Origin of the sequence: Streptomyces mexicanus, from assembly GCF_902506575.1 — a bacterium.
Classification (GTDB): Bacteria; Actinomycetota; Actinomycetes; order Streptomycetales; family Streptomycetaceae; genus Streptomyces; species Streptomyces mexicanus.
The window spans coordinates 6,462,748-6,478,530 of the sequence record NZ_LR732544.1 but is presented as its reverse complement, the minus strand read 5'-3'; the positions used below and the strand labels follow the sequence as shown (position 1 = coordinate 6,478,530).

Below are 15,783 nucleotides of genomic sequence, written 5' to 3'. Positions count from 1 at the left end.
CGTCCGGTTTTGTCTGATGCGTCACTCGCTGATCGCAAACCGGCGGATGTGCGGCATCGGGACGGATACGCGCCCGCGTCCATCGGGCTCGGTCAACTGCCGTACGGCGGCGGGAGATACAGCATCGTGGCGTCCGCCGGCAGGGCCAGTGCGCCGCGGGCAAGGTCGGTCGCGATGCGCACCGAGCCGTGCAGCGGGTCACCCTCGGCGGCGACCTGGCGCGCCCGCGGCAGTCGTGCCGCCAACTCGTCGTTCAGCGGCGCGAGGAGAGGGTCGCCCATCTTGAACAGGCCGCCGGTGAGCGCGATGAGCGGCTCGCCCGTGGGCGGGCAGACCGCGGCGGCCGACCCGGCCATGCGCCGGGCAGCCGCGCGCGGCACGCCCGCCGCGACCGGGTCGTCGCAGGCGCAGGCGGCCACCTGGGGCGCGAAGGAGGCCAGAACGGCGGCGCGGTCGCTGCGCGGATACAGCTTGCCGGGCAGTTCCGGCATCGGCCCGAACATCTCCTCGGCGCGGGCCAGCAGCGCCGCCGAGCCGCCCGCCCGCCCGTCGTGGGCGCGCAGCGCGGCCTCCAGCCCGGCCCGCCCGATCCAGGCGCCGCTGCCGCAGTCGCCCAGCAGATGGCCCCAGCCGTCCGCGCGGCGCCACCGCGTCAGGTCGGTGCCGAGGGCGATGAGGCCGGTACCGGCGGCGAGCACCGCCCCGGGCCGCGGGCCGAGCGCGCCGACGTAGGCGGTGACCGCGTCGGCGGCCAGGGCGACCCTCCGCACGCCGAGTTCGCGCGCCAGCAGGCCGGGCAGCTCGGCGCGCAGGGCGTCGCCCAGGGTGGCGAGACCGGCGGCGCCCACGGCGGCCGTCACCGGCCGCGCCACCCCCGTCTCGGCCGCCAACGACTCGACCATGGGCACCAGTTGCCGCATCAGGTGCTCGGGGTCGATGCCCCGGGCGCCGGTGCGCACCGGCTCCTTGGACGCCCGCTGCGCCAGCGGCCCGCGCCCGGGAACGCCGACCACCACCCGGAGCCCGGAGCCGCCGGAGTCCACGGCGAGGAATCCCGCCGTCCGGTCCGCGCCGGAGGCCACCCGGTCCGTCACGGCAGGCGCCAGTCCACCGGCTGGCCGCCCTGCCGGATCAGCAGGTCGTTGGCGCGACTGAAGGGGCGCGAGCCGAAGAACCCGCGGTCGGCGGACATGGGGGAGGGGTGGGCCGACTCCACCGACGGCAGGTCGCCGAGCAGCGGGCGCAGGTTGCGGGCGTCGCGGCCCCACAGGATCGACACCAGCGGCTTGCCGCGCGCCGCGAGTGCGCGTATCGCCTGCTCGGTGACCTCCTCCCAGCCCTTGCCGCGGTGGGCTCCCGGCTTGCGCGGCGCGGTGGTCAGCGCCCTGTTGAGCAGCAGTACGCCCTGCCTCGTCCAGGGCGTCAGGTCGCCGTTGGACGGCTGGGGCAGTCCCAGGTCGCTGGTCAGCTCGCGGAAGATGTTGATCAGGCTGCCGGGCAGCGGACGCACCTCGGGCGCGACCGAGAAGGAAAGGCCCACGGCGTGCCCCGGGGTGGGATACGGATCCTGGCCGACGATCAGGACCCGTACCTCGTCGAAGGGTTGCTGGAAGGCCCGCAGCACGTTCTGCCCGGCCGGGAGGTAGGTGCGTCCCGCCGCGATCTCCGCGCGCAGGAAGTCGCCCATCGCGGCGATCCGTCCGGCCACGGGTTCCAGGGCCTTCGCCCAGCCCGGTTCGACGATTTCATGCAAGGGTCGTGGTGCCACGGGCGTCACCCTACTGCCGCGCCCGGCCGGGCGATCAAGCGGTGCCCGCATACCGACCGGAGACGACCGCACCTGCGCGGGCACCGGCCGGTTCGGACCGCCGCGCGACGCCTCGTCCAGGCCGGGTGACGATGCCCTGCCCGGGTCGGGCGGCGTCACCCTGCCCAGGCCGGGTGATGACGCCCGACCGGACCGGGCGGCGACGCCCTGTCCGGACCGGGCAGGGGCCGGAAGGCTCATCCCACCACCGCCGCGCGGACGCACAGCACGTCCGGCAGGTGTGCGGCCAACTGCTGCCAGCTGTCGCCGTCGTCCGCGGAGGCGTACAGCTCGCCGTTGCGGTTGCCGAAGTAGACGCCCGCCGGGTCCGCATCGTCCGTGCACAACGCGTCCCGCAGCACCGTGCCGTAGTGGTCCTCCTGGGGCAGGCCGGAGCTGAGCGGCTCCCAGCTCTTGCCGGCGTCCGCCGTGCGGAAGACGCGGCAGCGGTGGTCGGCGGGCACCCGGTCCGCGTCGGCGTTGATCGGGAAGACGTAGGCCGTGTCGCCCCGGTGCGGATGCGCCGCGACCGCGAAGCCGAACGTCGACGGCAGGCCCTCGCCGATGTCCGTCCAGTGCGCGCCGCCGTCGTCGCTGCGGTACACGCCCCAGTGGTTCTGCAGATAGAGCCGGTCGAGGTCGACCGAGTCCCGTGCGACCTTGTGGACGCACTGGCCGAACTCGGGGTTCGGGTCCGGCAGGAACACCGCCGACACCCCCGAGTTGGAGGGCGACCAGCTCGCGCCGCCGTCGGCCGTGCGGAACACCCCGGCGGTGGACACCGCGACGGTGACGGCCCGGGGGTCGCGCGGGTCCGTGATCACCGTGTGCAGGCCCTCACCGCCGCCGCCCGGCACCCACTTCGACCGGGTGGGGTGCTCCCACAGGGGTCGGACCAGCTCGAAGCTCTCCCCGCGGTCCTCCGAGCGGTAGAGCGCGGCCGGTTCCGTACCCGCGTAGACCACGTCGGGCTCCGCGGCCGCCGGGTGCAGCTGCCACACCCGCTCCAGCGAGGCCCCGGTGTCCTTGGGGAACTTGACCGCGGGCCGGGCCGGTTCGGTCCAGGTGCGGCCCAGGTCGTCGGAGTGGAACACGGACGGTCCCCAGTGCGCGCTGTCGCCGCCGGCCAGCAGGCGCGGCACGGTGCCGCGGGTGTCGATGGCGACCGAACACACGGCCTGGGCGTTGAAGTGGGGACGCTCGTCGAACTCCCAGGCCCCGCCCCGCCGGCGCCCGATGAACAGGCCCTTGCGGGTGCCCACGGCGAGCAGTACCTCGGTCATGCCGATCACCTCCGCGACATCGCGTCCAGGACGCCTTCGTCCAGACACCGGCCAGTTTGCACCCCGCCACTGACAGTCACCCCTGCGGCGACGTCGTCGCAGGTAGCACGGCCTGGTCGGGGCGACGGGGCGGCGAGCGCGGGCCGTTCTTCTGCCTGGCGGCGGGGCCGGACACGGCGACGGCACTCATGGGCGCGCCCGGTGGGGGAACCCGGCCCGAGTGCCGACGAGGCCGTCCGGTGCAGGGCGAGCGGCGACGAGCGCGTCCGGCGCACCGGACGAGTGCCGAGAAGGGCGTCGGCACAGGAAAGCAAGGTGGGGCACGCCCGTGCGTCGATCACGTCCGTGCGTTCATCACGTACGTGCGCTGATGAGGAGGAAGCCGTCGATGGGGTTCCGTGGTCCCCGGGTCCGGCTGTGGCGGTGGCGTCGCAGTCCGCTCCGCCGCCGCTGCGACGTGGTGGAGGCGTGGGTCGTGCTCGGCGTGTGGCTGGTGACCGTGCTGGCCGGGGTGGTCGCCGGATGGACGGCGGCCCGCTCGGCGGCGGACGGACTGGCCCGGCAGCGCACCGCGTGGCGGCCCACGACGGCTCTCGTCACGCAGCGGGCGCCCAGCCCGCCCACCGCCGACCCGGAGGCGGCCGTGGGGCAGAACGGGCAGGTCTGGGCGAAGGTGCGCTGGGGCGCGCCCGACGGCTCCCCGCACACCGGCCGGGCCCGGGTGCGGCCGGGCAGCGCGGCAGGCACCCGGGTCACCGTGTGGGCCGACGACCGGGGCCGACTGGTGACGCGACCCGCCACCCACGCCGAGGCCCGGACGCGCTCCGCGGTCGTCGGCGTTCTGGCGGGGGCGGGCGCCACCCTCGTCCCCTGCGCCGCCGGCCGTCGCCGACGCCTTCTGCGCGAGCCGGCTGGGCGGCGACGGACGGCGGGGCGTGCCGGACCAGCAGCGAGGCCTGCAGGGTGAGCGCCATCAGCTCCACCAGGCGGCGCGCGGCCGGCGGGGACGCCTCGGCCGACTGGTTCTTCAGGCGGGTCACGGCCGCGTCCAGGCGGGCGTCGGCGCCCCGGGCGAGCTCCAGCTCGGCGAACAGCGCCTCCGCGGTGCCCGGCTCGCGGGCCAGGGCCCGCCGCACGGCCCGGGCGGTGACGTTCCCCCACCCCCCCCCGATCGACAGCAGGGGCGCCTCGCGGGAGTGCCGGGGCATGCCGGACTCCTCCACGTAGCCGTTGCCGCCCAGGCACTCCAGCGCCTCCGCGGTGAACGCCGGGCCCCGCTTGGTCACCCAGTACTTGCCCACCGCGGTCGCGATCCGCCGGAACGCCGCCTCCGCCGCGTCTCCGCGCACCGCCCGGTCGGCCGCGCCGGCCAGCCGCAGGGTCAGCGTCGTGGCGGCCTCGGACTCCAGGGCGAGGTCGGCCAGGACGTTGCGCATGAGCGGCTGGTCGGCCAGCAGGGCGCGGAAGGCCCGCCGGTGCCGTGCGTGGTGGCCGGCCTCCACCAGCGTCTTGCGCATCAGCGCCGCCGACATCATCACGCAGTCCAGGCGCGTGCAGTTGACCATCTCGATGATGGTCTTCACCCCCCGCCCCTCGGGTCCCACCAGCCAGGCGACGGTCCCGTCGAACTCCGGCTCGCAGGAGGCGTTGGAGCGGTTGCCCAGCTTGTCCTTCAGGCGCTGGATGCGGAAGGGGTTGCGGCTGCCGTCGGGCAGGACGCGCGGCACCAGGAAGCACGACAGGCCGCCCGGTGCCTGGGCCAGCACCAGGAAGACGTCGCACATCGGTGCGGAGGTGAACCACTTGTGGCCGCGCAGCGTGTACACGCCCGGCTCGGCGGTCGGGGTGGCCGTCGTGGTGTTGGTCCGCACGTCCGAGCCGCCCTGCTTCTCGGTCATGCCCATGCCCGCCAGCAGGCCCGGTTTCTCCGTCGGCGTCCGCAGGCCGGGCTCGTAGACCCGGCTGGTCAGCAGGGGCTCGTAGACGGCGGCGAGGTCCGGCTGCGCGCGCAGGGCGGGGACGGCGGCGTACGTCATCGACGTCGGACAGCCGTGCCCGGCGTCCGTGTGCCCCCACACCAGGCCACCCGCGGTGCGGGCGACGTGCGCGCCGGGCCGCCCGTCCGCCCAGGGGGCGCCGGCCAGGCCCTCGGCGACCGCCGTCCGCATCAGGTGGTGCCAGCTCGGATGGAAGTCCACCTCGTCGATCCGGTGGCCGTACCGGTCGTGGGTGCGCAGCTCCGGCTCGTGCCGGTTGGCCTGCTCCGCCCACTCCTGCACCTCGGGGCTGCCGGCCAGCACGCCGAGCCGCCGCACGTCCTCCTCGGCCCACCCGGCGCCCTCCCGGCGCAGGCCCTCCAGCAGGGCCGGGTCGGCGGAGGCGTCGTACGGGGACAGGGGCGGGGGTTGGTTGGTCACGTCGTGCGCGCCGCGGCGAGCGCCATCCGGGCCCGCCCCGGGGCCCCCCCCCCCCCCACGGCAGCCTGGCGCCGCCCGCCGTCCCCCCCCCCCCCGGTCCCCCCGCCGGCGCGCCCCCCTCCCCCGCCCCCCCGCACCGCCCCCCCCCCGGCGCGCGTGCCCGTGCGCGACCGCCGCTGGTAACGTTCCCCGACCGACGAACGCCGAGGTCGGCGCGGTGACGACGACGGATCGAGACGGAAGAGGAGAGGGCCCGCATGGCCGGCCGAGAGCACGGGGCCGCCGGAGCCCGGGAGCGGGAACAGCGGCGGACGACGACCTGGGCCGAGGAACTTCTCGGGCAATTGCGGCCGGCGGGGCAGGACGTACGCCGGGTGGTGTCCTGGCTGGCCGGCGCGACGCACGGCACGGCCTGCCTCCTGGACGCCACCGGCGCCCGCCTCGCCGGCCGGCCGATCCCGCTGAACGGCCCCCTGCTCGCGGACGTCACCTCCGGCCGGCTGGCCTCCGCGGCGCTGGAGGACGCAGGCCGCCACCTGCGCGCGGTGCGGGTGGGAGGCCCGCACTCGCCCCCGCTCGCCGTGCTGGCCGTCTCCCGCACGACCCCCTTCGACCGGCAGACCGCGGAGATGGTCACGCACACCGCGACCGTGGTCGAACTGCTGCTGCGCGCCCGGCAGACCAGCGAGACCGGGCGCCGGCTGCGGGAGGCCACGTCCGCCCTGCGGCTGGCGATCCTGCAACTGCTGATGGTGGAGGACACCGTCTCGGCGCGCCGGGTGGCCGCCGGCCTGTGGCCCGGACTGCTCGACACGGACACCGCGCACCTCTACGTCCTGCAGACCCGCCCCGACGACCGCGAGCGACTGGCCGAGGAAAGCCTGGGCATCGCGGGCGAACAGGCGCTCGTCGTGCGCTGCCCGGCGGAGGACGGCCATGTGATCGTGCTCGCGCCCGCCGAGGCGACCGGCCGGGCGCTGCGCTCGCTCGTCGCCGGCCGGCCCCACACCTACCTCGGTGGCAGCACCCGGCAGAGCCTCGCGCGTACCGCGACGGCGTACGGGCAGGCCGTGAGCGCCCTGGCGCTCGCCCGGTGCCGCCCGGACGGCACGGCCGTGTACGCCGAGCGCACCCATCCCGAGCGGCTGATGGACCCCGGGGCGCTGTACGCCTGGTCGGCCCGGCTGTTGCGGCCGCTGGACGTCCTGCCCCACCACGTCCGCGCCGAACTGGTCGGCACCACACGGCTGGGCCTGGAGTTCACGGCGGTCCGGGCCGCCCGGATCCTCGGGGTGAGCCGGAACACCGTGCGGGCCCGCATGGATCGGACGGCCGGACTGCTCGGCGCGGACCTGTCCCGGCTGAGCGTCCGGGCCGCCGTCCACCTGGCGCTGAACACCCAGGCGGGCCTGGACACCACGGCCGCCGGGCCCGCCGCATCCGCCGAGGCCGCCGGGCCGCACGGCGTCGTCCGGTTCGGCGACCTCCTCGCCGCTCCCGCCCTGCGCGCCTGGGCGCACGAACTCCTCGGGCGCCTGGCGGCGGACCCGCGGGACCTGCGCGGCACCCTGCGGGCCTGGATCGCCGCCGACGGCAACGCCGAGCGCGCCGCACACATGCTCGGCGTGCACGCCCAGACCGTACGGGGGCACCCGCGGGGCGTGGAACCCGTCCTCGAACGCCGGCTCCTGGCCACCGGCAGCGATCTGTACGAGGTCGTGCTGGCCCATCTGGCGGCCGGCGACCTGGAGACGCCGGCCGTCGCCGCGGACGAATGAGGGCGACCGCGGGCAACGCGGACGCGATTGTGCACAGCTGAGTCCCGCGCCCGCCCGAACGGGCACCGGCACGGTTTCGGCCACAACCGTGATCCCATAGGTTCGACGCGCCAAGGAGGCGGGACCGGTGCGGGGGCCCGGTCCCGCCTGGGACGCGGATCACAGCCGCGCCCTCGTGCGCCCGGGCCACCGCCGCCCCTGTGAGCAACACCACCGCACCGCCGACTTCCTTGCCGGGCAAGCCCGTTGGCGCGCGCGGCGCCCGACCGCGGCCGGTGCGCGCACCGACCGTCCCGTGCCGTCTGTGAAGATGGGCAGCTGCTGTGCCCGTCCGGGAGGACGGGCAGCCGCCGTACCCGGCCGCGCCTCACCGTCGAGCCGCCCGACGCCGCCGGCGCCACAGCACGGAACGCCGTCCGGTCTCTCACGCAAAGCGTCTTTTCGTGGCCTCACCCAGCTCAGCTCCTCCTGCCCCCGTGCCCGCGACCGCACCGCGCCGCGTGGTCCTGCCCTCCCTCCGCCTCCCCGGCCGCCGGCCGGACCGCCGGGCGGCGACGGGCGAGGACCGTGCCCCGTGGCGGGCGCTGCGCCACCGCGACATGCGCCTGTGGTCGGCGGCCAACCTGGTCTCCAACGCCGGCACCTGGATGCAGCTGACCGCCCAGAACCTGCTCATGCTGCACCTGACCGGCTCCGCCGCGGCGACCGGCCTGTCCCTGTCCGTGCAGGCCGCCCCCGGGCTGCTGCTCGGGCTGACCGGCGGCGCCGCGGTCGACGCCTGGCCGCGCCGGCTCACCGCCTCGGTGAGCCAGGCCCTGCTCGCGCTGGTCGGCTTCCTCACCGCCGGGCTGGTCGTCACCGGCCACCTCACCGTCCCGGTGCTCATGGCGCTCGCGGCCGTGACCGGCCTGATCGCCACCGTCGACGCGCCCGCCTGCGCGCTGCTCGGCAACGACCTGGTGCCACCGAAGGACGTGCCCTCCTCGATCGCGCTCGGCTCCGTGGTCAGCGGCGCCGGACGCGTGGGCGGCACCGCCCTGGCCGGGGTGGTGGTCAGCTGGTGGGGCCCGGCGGCGGCGTACGCCGCGAACGGGGTGTCCTTCCTCGCCGTCGCCGCGGTGATCCCCTTCCTGCGCCCGCACCCCGCCGCCGGGCCGGGGGCGGCGGGCGACGGGCGCGGTGGGCTGCCCGGCGGCGCGAAACCCGCGCGGCGCGGTACCGGCGCCCGCGACGGCGTCGGGTTCTTCCTGCGCCGGCCACGGCTCGTGGCGCTGGCCGGGATCACCGCGCTCAGCAGCGTCTTCGGCCGGAACTACGGCCTGACCCTCGCGGTGCTGGTCACCGGGCCGCTCGGCGGCGCCGCCGGGGCCTTCGGTACGGTCTCCACCGTGCTGGCGGTGGGCGGCGTGGCCGGCGCGGTACTGGCCGGCCGCCTGCGCAGCCCCTCGGTGCGCCTGGTCGGCGCGCTCGCCGCCACCGGTGCCCTGCTGCAGATCGCCGCCGGGCTGTCCCCGAGCCTGTGGATCCTGTTGCTGCTCGTCGCGCCGATGGCCGTGATCGAATCGGTCTCCGACACCGCCGGTACGACGGTCCTGCAGACCGACCCGCCGGCCCACCTGCGCGGCCGGGTCCTCGGCGTGTGGCGCACCGCCTCCACGGGCTGGAGCCTCGTCGGCCCGCCGCTGCTGGGCCTGCTCATGCAGGTCGCCGGGGCCAGGGGCGCCCTGGTCATGGGCGGCGGCCTCATCGCCGGCGCCATCGGCGGCGGCGCCCTGCTGCGCGACCGCCGCGCGCGGCGCGATCGGGAGGCCCGGATTCCCGTCGTCCCGGTCACCCCCGGGCCGCTGCTCGCCGGCGCTCCGGTCACGACCGAGCGGGTGACGGTCGAGCCGGTGTCGGGCGCTCCGGTGACGGGCGCCCCGGTGACGGGCGGGCCGGTCACCGCCGAGTCCGCCGTGCCCGAGCCGGTCGTGCCCGCATCGGTGACGTTCGATCCGGTCGTGCCCGCACCGGTGACGTTCGAGCCGGTCACGGTCGGCTCCGTGCCGCCGGTGCCCGCTCAGCGGTCCGGGTCCCCCCGGCCGGCACCCGTCCCCTGCGCGGCCCCCGCCCACGACGACCTCTGCACCGGGGCCTGCGCCCCGGCGGCCTGACCCCGGCCGCGCTCAGGGAGCCGTGGACGGGCCCGAGGACGGACAGGGGGCGAGGACGAGCAGGGTGACGTCGTCGCGCACGCCCGCGCAGTGTGCGAGGAGATCGGCCAGGACACGGTCGGCGAGGACGGCCGGATCCCGGTCGGCCAGGCGGGGCAGCCGCTCCAGCAGCGGATAGAACGCGCCGTGGGCGTCCCTGGCCTCCAAGACGCCGTCGGAGGCCAGCAACAGCACATCGCCCGGCCGCAGCGCCACCTGCCGGCCGTCCTGGCGCGGCACTCCCTCCGACAGGCCGAGCCCCAGGGGCGTCCACGGCGCCACCTCGATCTCGGTGGCCCGCCCGTCCCGCAGCAGGACCGGCGGCGGATGCCCGCACGTCACCACGCGCACCGACCGCGCGTCGCCGGCGAACTCCAGCAGCGCCGCGGTGGCGAACAGCTCCGCGTGCCGCACCTGGGCCGAGTCCACCACCAGACGGCGGTCGAGGGCGGCCGCGACCGCGGTGAGATCCGGCCGGTCCAGCACCGCCTCCCGGAAGCTGCCGAGCAGCGCGGCGACCGTGGACACCGCCGCCAGGCCGTGCCCCCGCACGTCGCCCAGGACCGCGCGGACACCGTAGGGGCTCGCCCGCACGCCGAAGAAGTCCCCGCCGACCAGCGCGCCGCGCTGGGCCGCCCGGTACAGGCCGGCGCAGCGCACCGGGCCGACCCGCGGCGGCAGCGGCGGAACGACGGCGCGCTGCGCCGCCTCGGCGATCGTGCGCTCCAGGTCCAGCTGCGTGTCCCGGCGGCTGCGCACGAATGCCAGGACCACGCTGAGGACCGCGACGAAGCAGACGGTCTCCAGGTCGGTATTGCCGGGATGGCCCAGCCGGAACACCGGCACGGCCAGCAGGACCACCGCGACGGCTCCCATGAGCGCGGTCGCCAGCGGCCCGTACGACATCACGGCCAGCGGCGGGATGGCGCCCAGCAGGAAGCCGATGTCGACGGGGTCCGGGCTCAGCAGCGTCACCGCGCACACGACGACGGCCAGGGCCACCGGCAGCACCCGTACCCAACGCGGCGGCGGGGCGCCCCGCAGCCAGCCACGCCGGGCGGGATCCCGCCGCGCCCTGGGCCCAGGCAGCTTCCGCACACCACCACGCTGCTACGCCGCCCCGCCCGGCGCACGCCGACGCCGTGCCCGCAGAGGTGTGGGCGTCGGCGTGCCCGGAGGAGCGTGGGCGTCGCCGTGCCTAGAACGGCGTGAGCGTCAGGGTGATGCCGGTCGGTGCCGAGTCCTGGATGTAGGAGGCGAAGCCCGCCACGTCGTCGAAGGCGAAGCCGTAGGCCCGGCCGTCCGCGGTCGCCGCGTGCATGGCCTTGGCGTAGTGGTTGGTGAGCGCCGTGCGGTAGAAGGCGGAGGCGTCGGTCACCGGCTGGGCGGCGGCGGACAGCAGCGTCGAACGGTTGAACCCGGCGCCGAGCACCGCGGCGACGGGGCCGGTCGTCCCGTCGTTCGGCGCGGCCAGCGCGCCGTCGCAGAACAGCACGTCCCGGGTGGAGGGCTTGTCGAAGGCGACCTGGGCCGGCCCGGTGAAGGTGAGCCTGCCGCCCCGCACCCGGCCGGTGAAGGTGCCCGCACCGGTGGTGACGGTGAGGTCCTTGCCCGCGTAGGTGGTCCAGACCTCGTCGATGTACGGGGCGAAGTAGTCCTTGGGGAACAGCCCGGCGTCCAGCCCGTGCCCGGGGGCGATGATCCGGGTGTCGTCCACGACGAGCCCCGCGAACTCCCCGGCCTGCCGCACGGCGGCGAAGGCGGCGGCCCGCCCGCCGTCGCGCACGGTGCCGGTCGTCTGGTCCTGGGCGCCGGTGAGGCGGATGCTCAGCGGCACGCTGAACATGTCGACCATGGTGGTGTTGCAGAACATGCCCGAGGCGTTGTACGTGAACTCGGCGCAGTCGTGCAGGACCGGATAGTTCGGGTCCGAGGACACCCAGCCCGCCGGATACTGCAGGGCGGGGTTGCCGTTGCCGTCGGTGACGGCCCGCAGCTTGAGCTTCTGGCCCAGCGACACGTAGATCCGGCCGGACATGTACGGCAGGGACAGCGTGGTCCGGCCGCCGCCCGCCAGGGGTATCGCGTAGTCCGTGAAGCCGTCCGGGCCGTTGTCCGAGACGGCGATCGGCGCGAGCGTCCCGTCGGGGGTGACCCGCACCTGCCGCCCGTCCTGGTTGCCCACGATGTACACGTGGACGGAGTCGTCGGCGAAGGACCCGCTGTTGTTGACGATCGCCAGCGGAAGTCCGCCCGCCGCCGCGGACGTGCGTGCGGGGTCGGCCAGGGCGTGCGGGGCGATCGCGGCGACGACGGGCGCCGCCACCGCCGCGCCGCCGAGGGCGGCCAGGAACTTCCTGCGACCGAGGGTGCGCTGATGACGAGGTGCCATGTGGGGGGTGTCTCCTTGCGCTCGGCAAAGGGGAATGAACGCCCGGCGGCAGCGCTGAGAGCGCTCTCACCACCGGTGCGGGTCCCGAATGCTACGCAGCGCCGCCGCCCTCGCCAACGGGCCGCCGCGGCTCGGCATCCCTTTTCGTCCGCGCTTGTTCGCAAATCCGGTCGAAGACGCGGTGACGCTTAACGAGTCGTTAAGGCTCCTTTAAGGCGGGGCTTTTCACCATCCGGCGACCACCCGGGAACAGGCGCGGACGCAGACGTGCGCGCGCCCGCCGGGCGGCGTGCCGGCTCCGCCGCGGGCCCGGTGCGCACACACGTTGTTCCACCTGGTCCATGACGAGCAGCAGCACGGCCATGAGCGGCAGCAACAGAACAGCGACGAGTACCACGGCGCCCCCCTGGTCCGGTCTTGACGACGGCTTCTGCGGCGCACTGGGCGAGTACTCATATCGGGGCGCTTGATGGACTCCACGGCGTGAAGAATTCGTGACGATCGGGCACTTGGGGCGTGTGCGCCCGGTGGTCGCCGTTCCGCCCTCTGTTTCGGCGGACCACGGGATCCGTAGGATGTACGCTCTGTCGCACCGGCCCAGTTGGCGCGGTGGATTCGGCGAATCTGGGGGAGCGATGCCTACGGAGAACAAGCTGTCCACGAAGATCGACGAGAATGTGCCGACCGCCGCGCGCATGTACGACCATTACCTCGGCGGCAAGGACAACTACGCGGCGGACCGCGTGGCCTGCGAGGAACTCGACAAGGTCGTCCCGAGCACTCGCCGGCTCGCCCTGAACAACCGTCGCTTCCTGCAGCGGGCCGTCAGGACGATCGCCGAGGAGTACGGCATCCGGCAGTTCCTCGACCACGGCTCCGGCCTGCCCACCCAGGACAACGTCCACCAGGTGGCCCAGCGCATCGACCCGCAGACACACGTGGTCTACGTCGACAACGACCCCATGGTGCTGGTGCACGGCCGGGCCCTGCTGCAGCAGGACGAGCGCACCGCGGTGATCCACGCCGACATGCGCAGCACCGACGAGATCTTCGCGCACCCGGACACCCAGCGCCTGATCGACTTCTCCCGGCCGGTGGCCGTGTTGTTCAACTCGGTGTTCCACTGCATCCCGGACAGCGACACCGACGGTCCGCTCGCGGTGGTCCGGCGGGTCCGCGAACGGCTCGTGCCCGGCAGCATCATGCTGATGTGCCAACTGGTCAGCGACGACCCCGAGGTGCGCGCCTTCGTCACCGACTTCATGGCCCAGGCCACTCAGGGCCACTGGGGCCGGGTCCGTGAGGAGAAGGACGTGGCCGAGTGGTTCGAGGGGCTGGAGATCCTCGAACCCGGCCTGGTGGAGGTGTCCACCTGGCGGCCCGACAGCGAGGTGGCCCCCCGTCAACTCACCCAGGAGTGGATCGAGTTCGGCGGCATAGGCATAGTCCGCTGACCGGACGGGCCGGGACGTACGCCGCCTGCTGCGGATGACGAACGTCCCCGCGGATCACCGACCGTGGTCCACGGGGACGCTCGCGGGGATGCCGACCCTCGATCGGCCGGGAGGCGCGCGCTCAGGAGGTTCCGTAGCGTTCCTTCGTCGTCCTGCGCAGCAACTCGATCGACTCCTGGGGAGTCAGCGCCTCGTCGGCCAGCCGGTCCAGGGCGATCCGGTACTCCTCCGTCTCGTCGCGGTCCTCGAGGAAGTTGGCGCTGCGGATGTGCTCCAGGTACACCACGTCGGGCAGGTCGAGACCGCCGAACCTCAGGTAGGTGATGGGGGTGTTGGGCGCGGACGCGTTGGTCACGTCCAGCGGCACGATCTGCACCGTCACATGGGGGCGCTGTGCCATCCGCACGAGATGCTCCAGCTGTTCCCGCATGACCTCGCGGCTGCCCAGCACTCGCAGCAGCACCGACTCGTCGATGACCGCCCACAACTGGGGTGCGTCGGGACGCGTCAGCAACTGCGCGCGGCGGGTGCGCAGTTCCACACGCCGCTGGACCTCGCCGGCGGACGCGGTCGGCAGGCCGCGCTCCACCACCGCCCGGGCGTACGCCGGGGTCTGCAGCAGGCCGGGGACGTACTGGATCTCGAAGGTGCGGATCGCCTCGGCCGCCTCCTGCAGCCCGACCAGCCGGTCGAACCACTCGGGCATCAGCCGCTTGTCGTAGCGCTGCCACCAGCCCGGCTCACCCGCGCGCCGCAGCAGCTTCAGCATGACCGAGCACTCGTGCTCGCCCGTTCCGTACAGCCGCAGCAGGGCGCGGACGTCACCCTCCGCGGGAGGGCGGCGGCCCTTGCCGGACTCGATGCGCGAGAGTTTCGCGGCACTGAAGCCGAGTGCGCGTGCCGCCTGCTCCTGGGACATGCCGGCGTCCTCGCGGAAGCCCGCCAACTGGACGCCGACCAGCATCTTCAGCAGCGTCGGGGCCGGCTCGGACCGGTCCAGATACGGTTCGAGACGGGAGAGGCGATGCGGCTCGGCGGACATCCTGACTCCCCAGTGGACCGGCAGACTCGAGACCTACACTATCGCACCCTCCCGCGGCGGGGTGCGGTCGTCCGCCGAAGAGGTCCCAAGCCGCCAAGTCCCTTCCGGTTCACAGCAGATGGTCGAACTCGCCGTCCTTGGCGCCCGCCAGGAACGCCGCCAGTTCCGCCGGTGTGTAGACCAGGGCGGGACCGTCGGGATCGCGTGAGTTGCGCACCGCGATGCCACCGCCGGCCAGGGCGGCGATCTCCACGCAGTTGCCCGTGGCGTTGCTGTGCCTGCTCTTGATCCAGCGGGCGTCCAACGAGCTGGCCCGCACTCCGTTCTGCACTGGTGGCACCGCAGTCTCCTTGCTGTTCACGTTCCGCCGTGAGCCGCGCCCGGTCTGTCGACGGGGTCGGCCGCATCTGGCCGAACTCTTCCCCGTCCCGCGCACTTTCACGAGAAATTTCGCCTGCAATTGCACGCGGACGCTGTCAGCGTGGATAATAGCCAGGGCGTCAACCCCCATAGCGACGCCGGTCGGTGACGTGGCATCAGGAGCGATGCCGTGTGCCCCACCGCCCGTGACCAGCGGGTCCGCACCACGCGGTGCCCGCACGGCCGGTGCCGGATCGCCGACCCGCATGCCCTGCCTGAACCGCCGTCCCCCCATACGACCGCCTCGGAAAGGCCCGACGCCATGCGCACCGCACCGACGGAGCAGCCGAGCACACACCGCGCCAGCAACGCCCTTCCCTCGGGCGGCAGGGCCGCCGCGACGCCACTGACGGCCCTGGACCAGGTGCCCTGGAGCGAGATCAGGGACTCCACCGGCTCCGCCGCCGACATCCCTCGGCTGCTGCGCACCCTGGCCGGGGACGACGCCGACGCCGCCCGGGCCGCGCTGGAGGAGCTGCGCACCCGGATCTGCCAGTACGGCTTCGTGGTGGAACAGGCCACCGCGGCCACCGTCCCGTTCCTGTGGGAGCTGGCCCAGCTGCCGCAGGTGACCTGCCGGCCGCAGATCATCCAGCTGCTCAGGAGCATCGCCGACGCCCGGCAGTGGGAGTCCGTCGCGGCCGTCTACCCCAAGCTCCTCAACCACCGGGAGAATCCCGTGGTGTGGGAGCGGCGGGCGCGGCAGGCCGTCCGGGCCCGGCGCGGTGCGCTGCACGCGCTGCTGGCCGAGGAGGACGGCGAGGTCGCCCGGGCCACCACGGAACTCGCCGACGCCCTGGCCGAGTGAGCCCGCATCTGCCCTGACGGCCCGCACCACCGCCGGCGGGCGTCGCCCCCCCCACCGGGCGGGGGCGCCCCCCCCGGCCGCGGACGCCGCGGGGGGGCAGGGGCCGGGACCGGCCCACCCCCGGCGCCCCCCCCCCCCCCCCCCCGGCGCGCCAGCCCCCCGCCCGCCCGCCCCCCCCCCCCCCGCCCCG

12 protein-coding genes and 1 pseudogene are annotated in these 15,783 nt (G+C 75.0%); 5 read left to right on the top strand and 8 right to left on the bottom strand.

Going from position 1 to position 15,783, the window contains the following annotated elements:
• Positions 1 to 92 precede the first annotated feature (92 nt).
• From GV126_RS28960 to GV126_RS28950, 3 genes are all read right to left on the bottom strand, one after another.
• Entirely contained in the window at positions 93 to 1,094 is a 1,002-nt protein-coding gene (locus GV126_RS28960; RefSeq protein WP_159672266.1) for an N-acetylglucosamine kinase, read from the bottom strand.
• Entirely contained in the window at positions 1,091 to 1,768 is a 678-nt protein-coding gene (locus GV126_RS28955) for a uracil-DNA glycosylase (RefSeq protein ID WP_159672264.1), read from the bottom strand. The genes GV126_RS28960 and GV126_RS28955 overlap by 4 nt, the downstream gene beginning before the upstream one ends.
• Before the next feature lie 236 nt (positions 1,769 to 2,004).
• Complete coding sequence (locus tag GV126_RS28950) at positions 2,005 to 3,090, bottom strand: WD40/YVTN/BNR-like repeat-containing protein (protein ID WP_185946873.1); 1,086 nt, start codon at positions 3,088 to 3,090, stop codon at positions 2,005 to 2,007.
• A gap of 370 nt (positions 3,091 to 3,460) precedes the next feature.
• On the opposite strand from GV126_RS28950, the pseudogene GV126_RS37750 reads away from it, so the two are divergent.
• Positions 3,461 to 3,958, top strand: a pseudogene (locus GV126_RS37750) (Rv1733c family protein); the annotation flags it as partial.
• Here GV126_RS37750 and GV126_RS28940 read toward each other — a convergent pair.
• Positions 3,843 to 5,507 carry an acyl-CoA dehydrogenase family protein gene (locus GV126_RS28940; RefSeq protein WP_236570152.1) on the bottom strand — a complete coding sequence of 555 codons (1,665 nt, stop codon included), beginning with the start codon at positions 5,505 to 5,507 and terminating at the stop codon, positions 3,843 to 3,845. The pseudogene GV126_RS37750 and the gene GV126_RS28940 sit on opposite strands and share 116 nt — an antisense overlap.
• Positions 5,508 to 5,764: 257 nt before the next feature.
• On the opposite strand from GV126_RS28940, the gene GV126_RS28935 reads away from it, so the two are divergent.
• A complete protein-coding gene (locus GV126_RS28935) occupies positions 5,765 to 7,285 on the top strand; it encodes a helix-turn-helix domain-containing protein (RefSeq protein ID WP_159672258.1) in 1,521 nt (506 codons plus the stop codon).
• Between the two features lie 599 nt (positions 7,286 to 7,884).
• Positions 7,885 to 9,438 (top strand): MFS transporter, encoded by a 1,554-nt coding sequence (locus tag GV126_RS28930; protein WP_438947879.1) that lies wholly within the window; start codon positions 7,885 to 7,887, stop codon positions 9,436 to 9,438.
• Between the two features lie 12 nt (positions 9,439 to 9,450).
• Here the strand turns inward: GV126_RS28930 and GV126_RS28925 are convergent, their stop codons facing one another.
• Together GV126_RS28925 and GV126_RS28920 are read right to left on the bottom strand one after the other, a co-directional pair.
• Positions 9,451 to 10,575 (bottom strand): PP2C family protein-serine/threonine phosphatase, encoded by a 1,125-nt coding sequence (locus GV126_RS28925; protein ID WP_159672256.1) that lies wholly within the window; start codon positions 10,573 to 10,575, stop codon positions 9,451 to 9,453.
• A gap of 100 nt (positions 10,576 to 10,675) precedes the next feature.
• Positions 10,676 to 11,869, bottom strand: coding sequence for a glycoside hydrolase family 64 protein (locus GV126_RS28920; protein WP_159672254.1), 1,194 nt, complete (start codon positions 11,867 to 11,869; stop codon positions 10,676 to 10,678).
• A gap of 635 nt (positions 11,870 to 12,504) precedes the next feature.
• On the opposite strand from GV126_RS28920, the gene GV126_RS28915 reads away from it, so the two are divergent.
• Positions 12,505 to 13,323 (top strand): SAM-dependent methyltransferase, encoded by an 819-nt coding sequence (locus GV126_RS28915; protein ID WP_159672252.1) that lies wholly within the window; start codon positions 12,505 to 12,507, stop codon positions 13,321 to 13,323.
• A gap of 121 nt (positions 13,324 to 13,444) precedes the next feature.
• Here the strand turns inward: GV126_RS28915 and GV126_RS28910 are convergent, their stop codons facing one another.
• Together GV126_RS28910 and GV126_RS28905 are read right to left on the bottom strand one after the other, a co-directional pair.
• Complete coding sequence (locus tag GV126_RS28910; protein WP_159672250.1) at positions 13,445 to 14,365, bottom strand: helix-turn-helix domain-containing protein; 921 nt, start codon at positions 14,363 to 14,365, stop codon at positions 13,445 to 13,447.
• 109 nt (positions 14,366 to 14,474) lie between these two features.
• Entirely contained in the window at positions 14,475 to 14,705 is a 231-nt protein-coding gene (locus GV126_RS28905; RefSeq protein ID WP_159672248.1) for a DUF397 domain-containing protein, read from the bottom strand.
• Positions 14,706 to 15,047: 342 nt separating this feature from the next.
• Between GV126_RS28905 and GV126_RS28900 the strand changes: the two genes are divergently transcribed.
• Positions 15,048 to 15,593: a hypothetical protein gene (locus GV126_RS28900; RefSeq protein ID WP_159672246.1), complete on the top strand. Its 546-nt coding sequence runs from the start codon at positions 15,048 to 15,050 to the stop codon at positions 15,591 to 15,593.
• Positions 15,594 to 15,783: the final 190 nt, after the last annotated feature.

What these genes read in the sequence shown, in the direction of transcription:
- GV126_RS28950 (WP_185946873.1), bottom strand. Translation starts at nt 3,090, where the DNA reads ATGACCGAGGTACTGCTCGCCGTGGGCACCCGCAAGGGCCTGTTCATC.
- GV126_RS28935 (WP_159672258.1), top strand. Translation starts at nt 5,765, where the DNA reads ATGGCCGGCCGAGAGCACGGGGCCGCCGGAGCCCGGGAGCGGGAACAG.
- GV126_RS28930 (WP_438947879.1), top strand. Translation starts at nt 7,885, where the DNA reads ATGCGCCTGTGGTCGGCGGCCAACCTGGTCTCCAACGCCGGCACCTGG.
- GV126_RS28920 (WP_159672254.1), bottom strand. Translation starts at nt 11,869, where the DNA reads ATGGCACCTCGTCATCAGCGCACCCTCGGTCGCAGGAAGTTCCTGGCC.
- GV126_RS28915 (WP_159672252.1), top strand. Translation starts at nt 12,505, where the DNA reads ATGCCTACGGAGAACAAGCTGTCCACGAAGATCGACGAGAATGTGCCG.
- GV126_RS28910 (WP_159672250.1), bottom strand. Translation starts at nt 14,365, where the DNA reads ATGTCCGCCGAGCCGCATCGCCTCTCCCGTCTCGAACCGTATCTGGAC.
- GV126_RS28900 (WP_159672246.1), top strand. Translation starts at nt 15,048, where the DNA reads ATGCGCACCGCACCGACGGAGCAGCCGAGCACACACCGCGCCAGCAAC.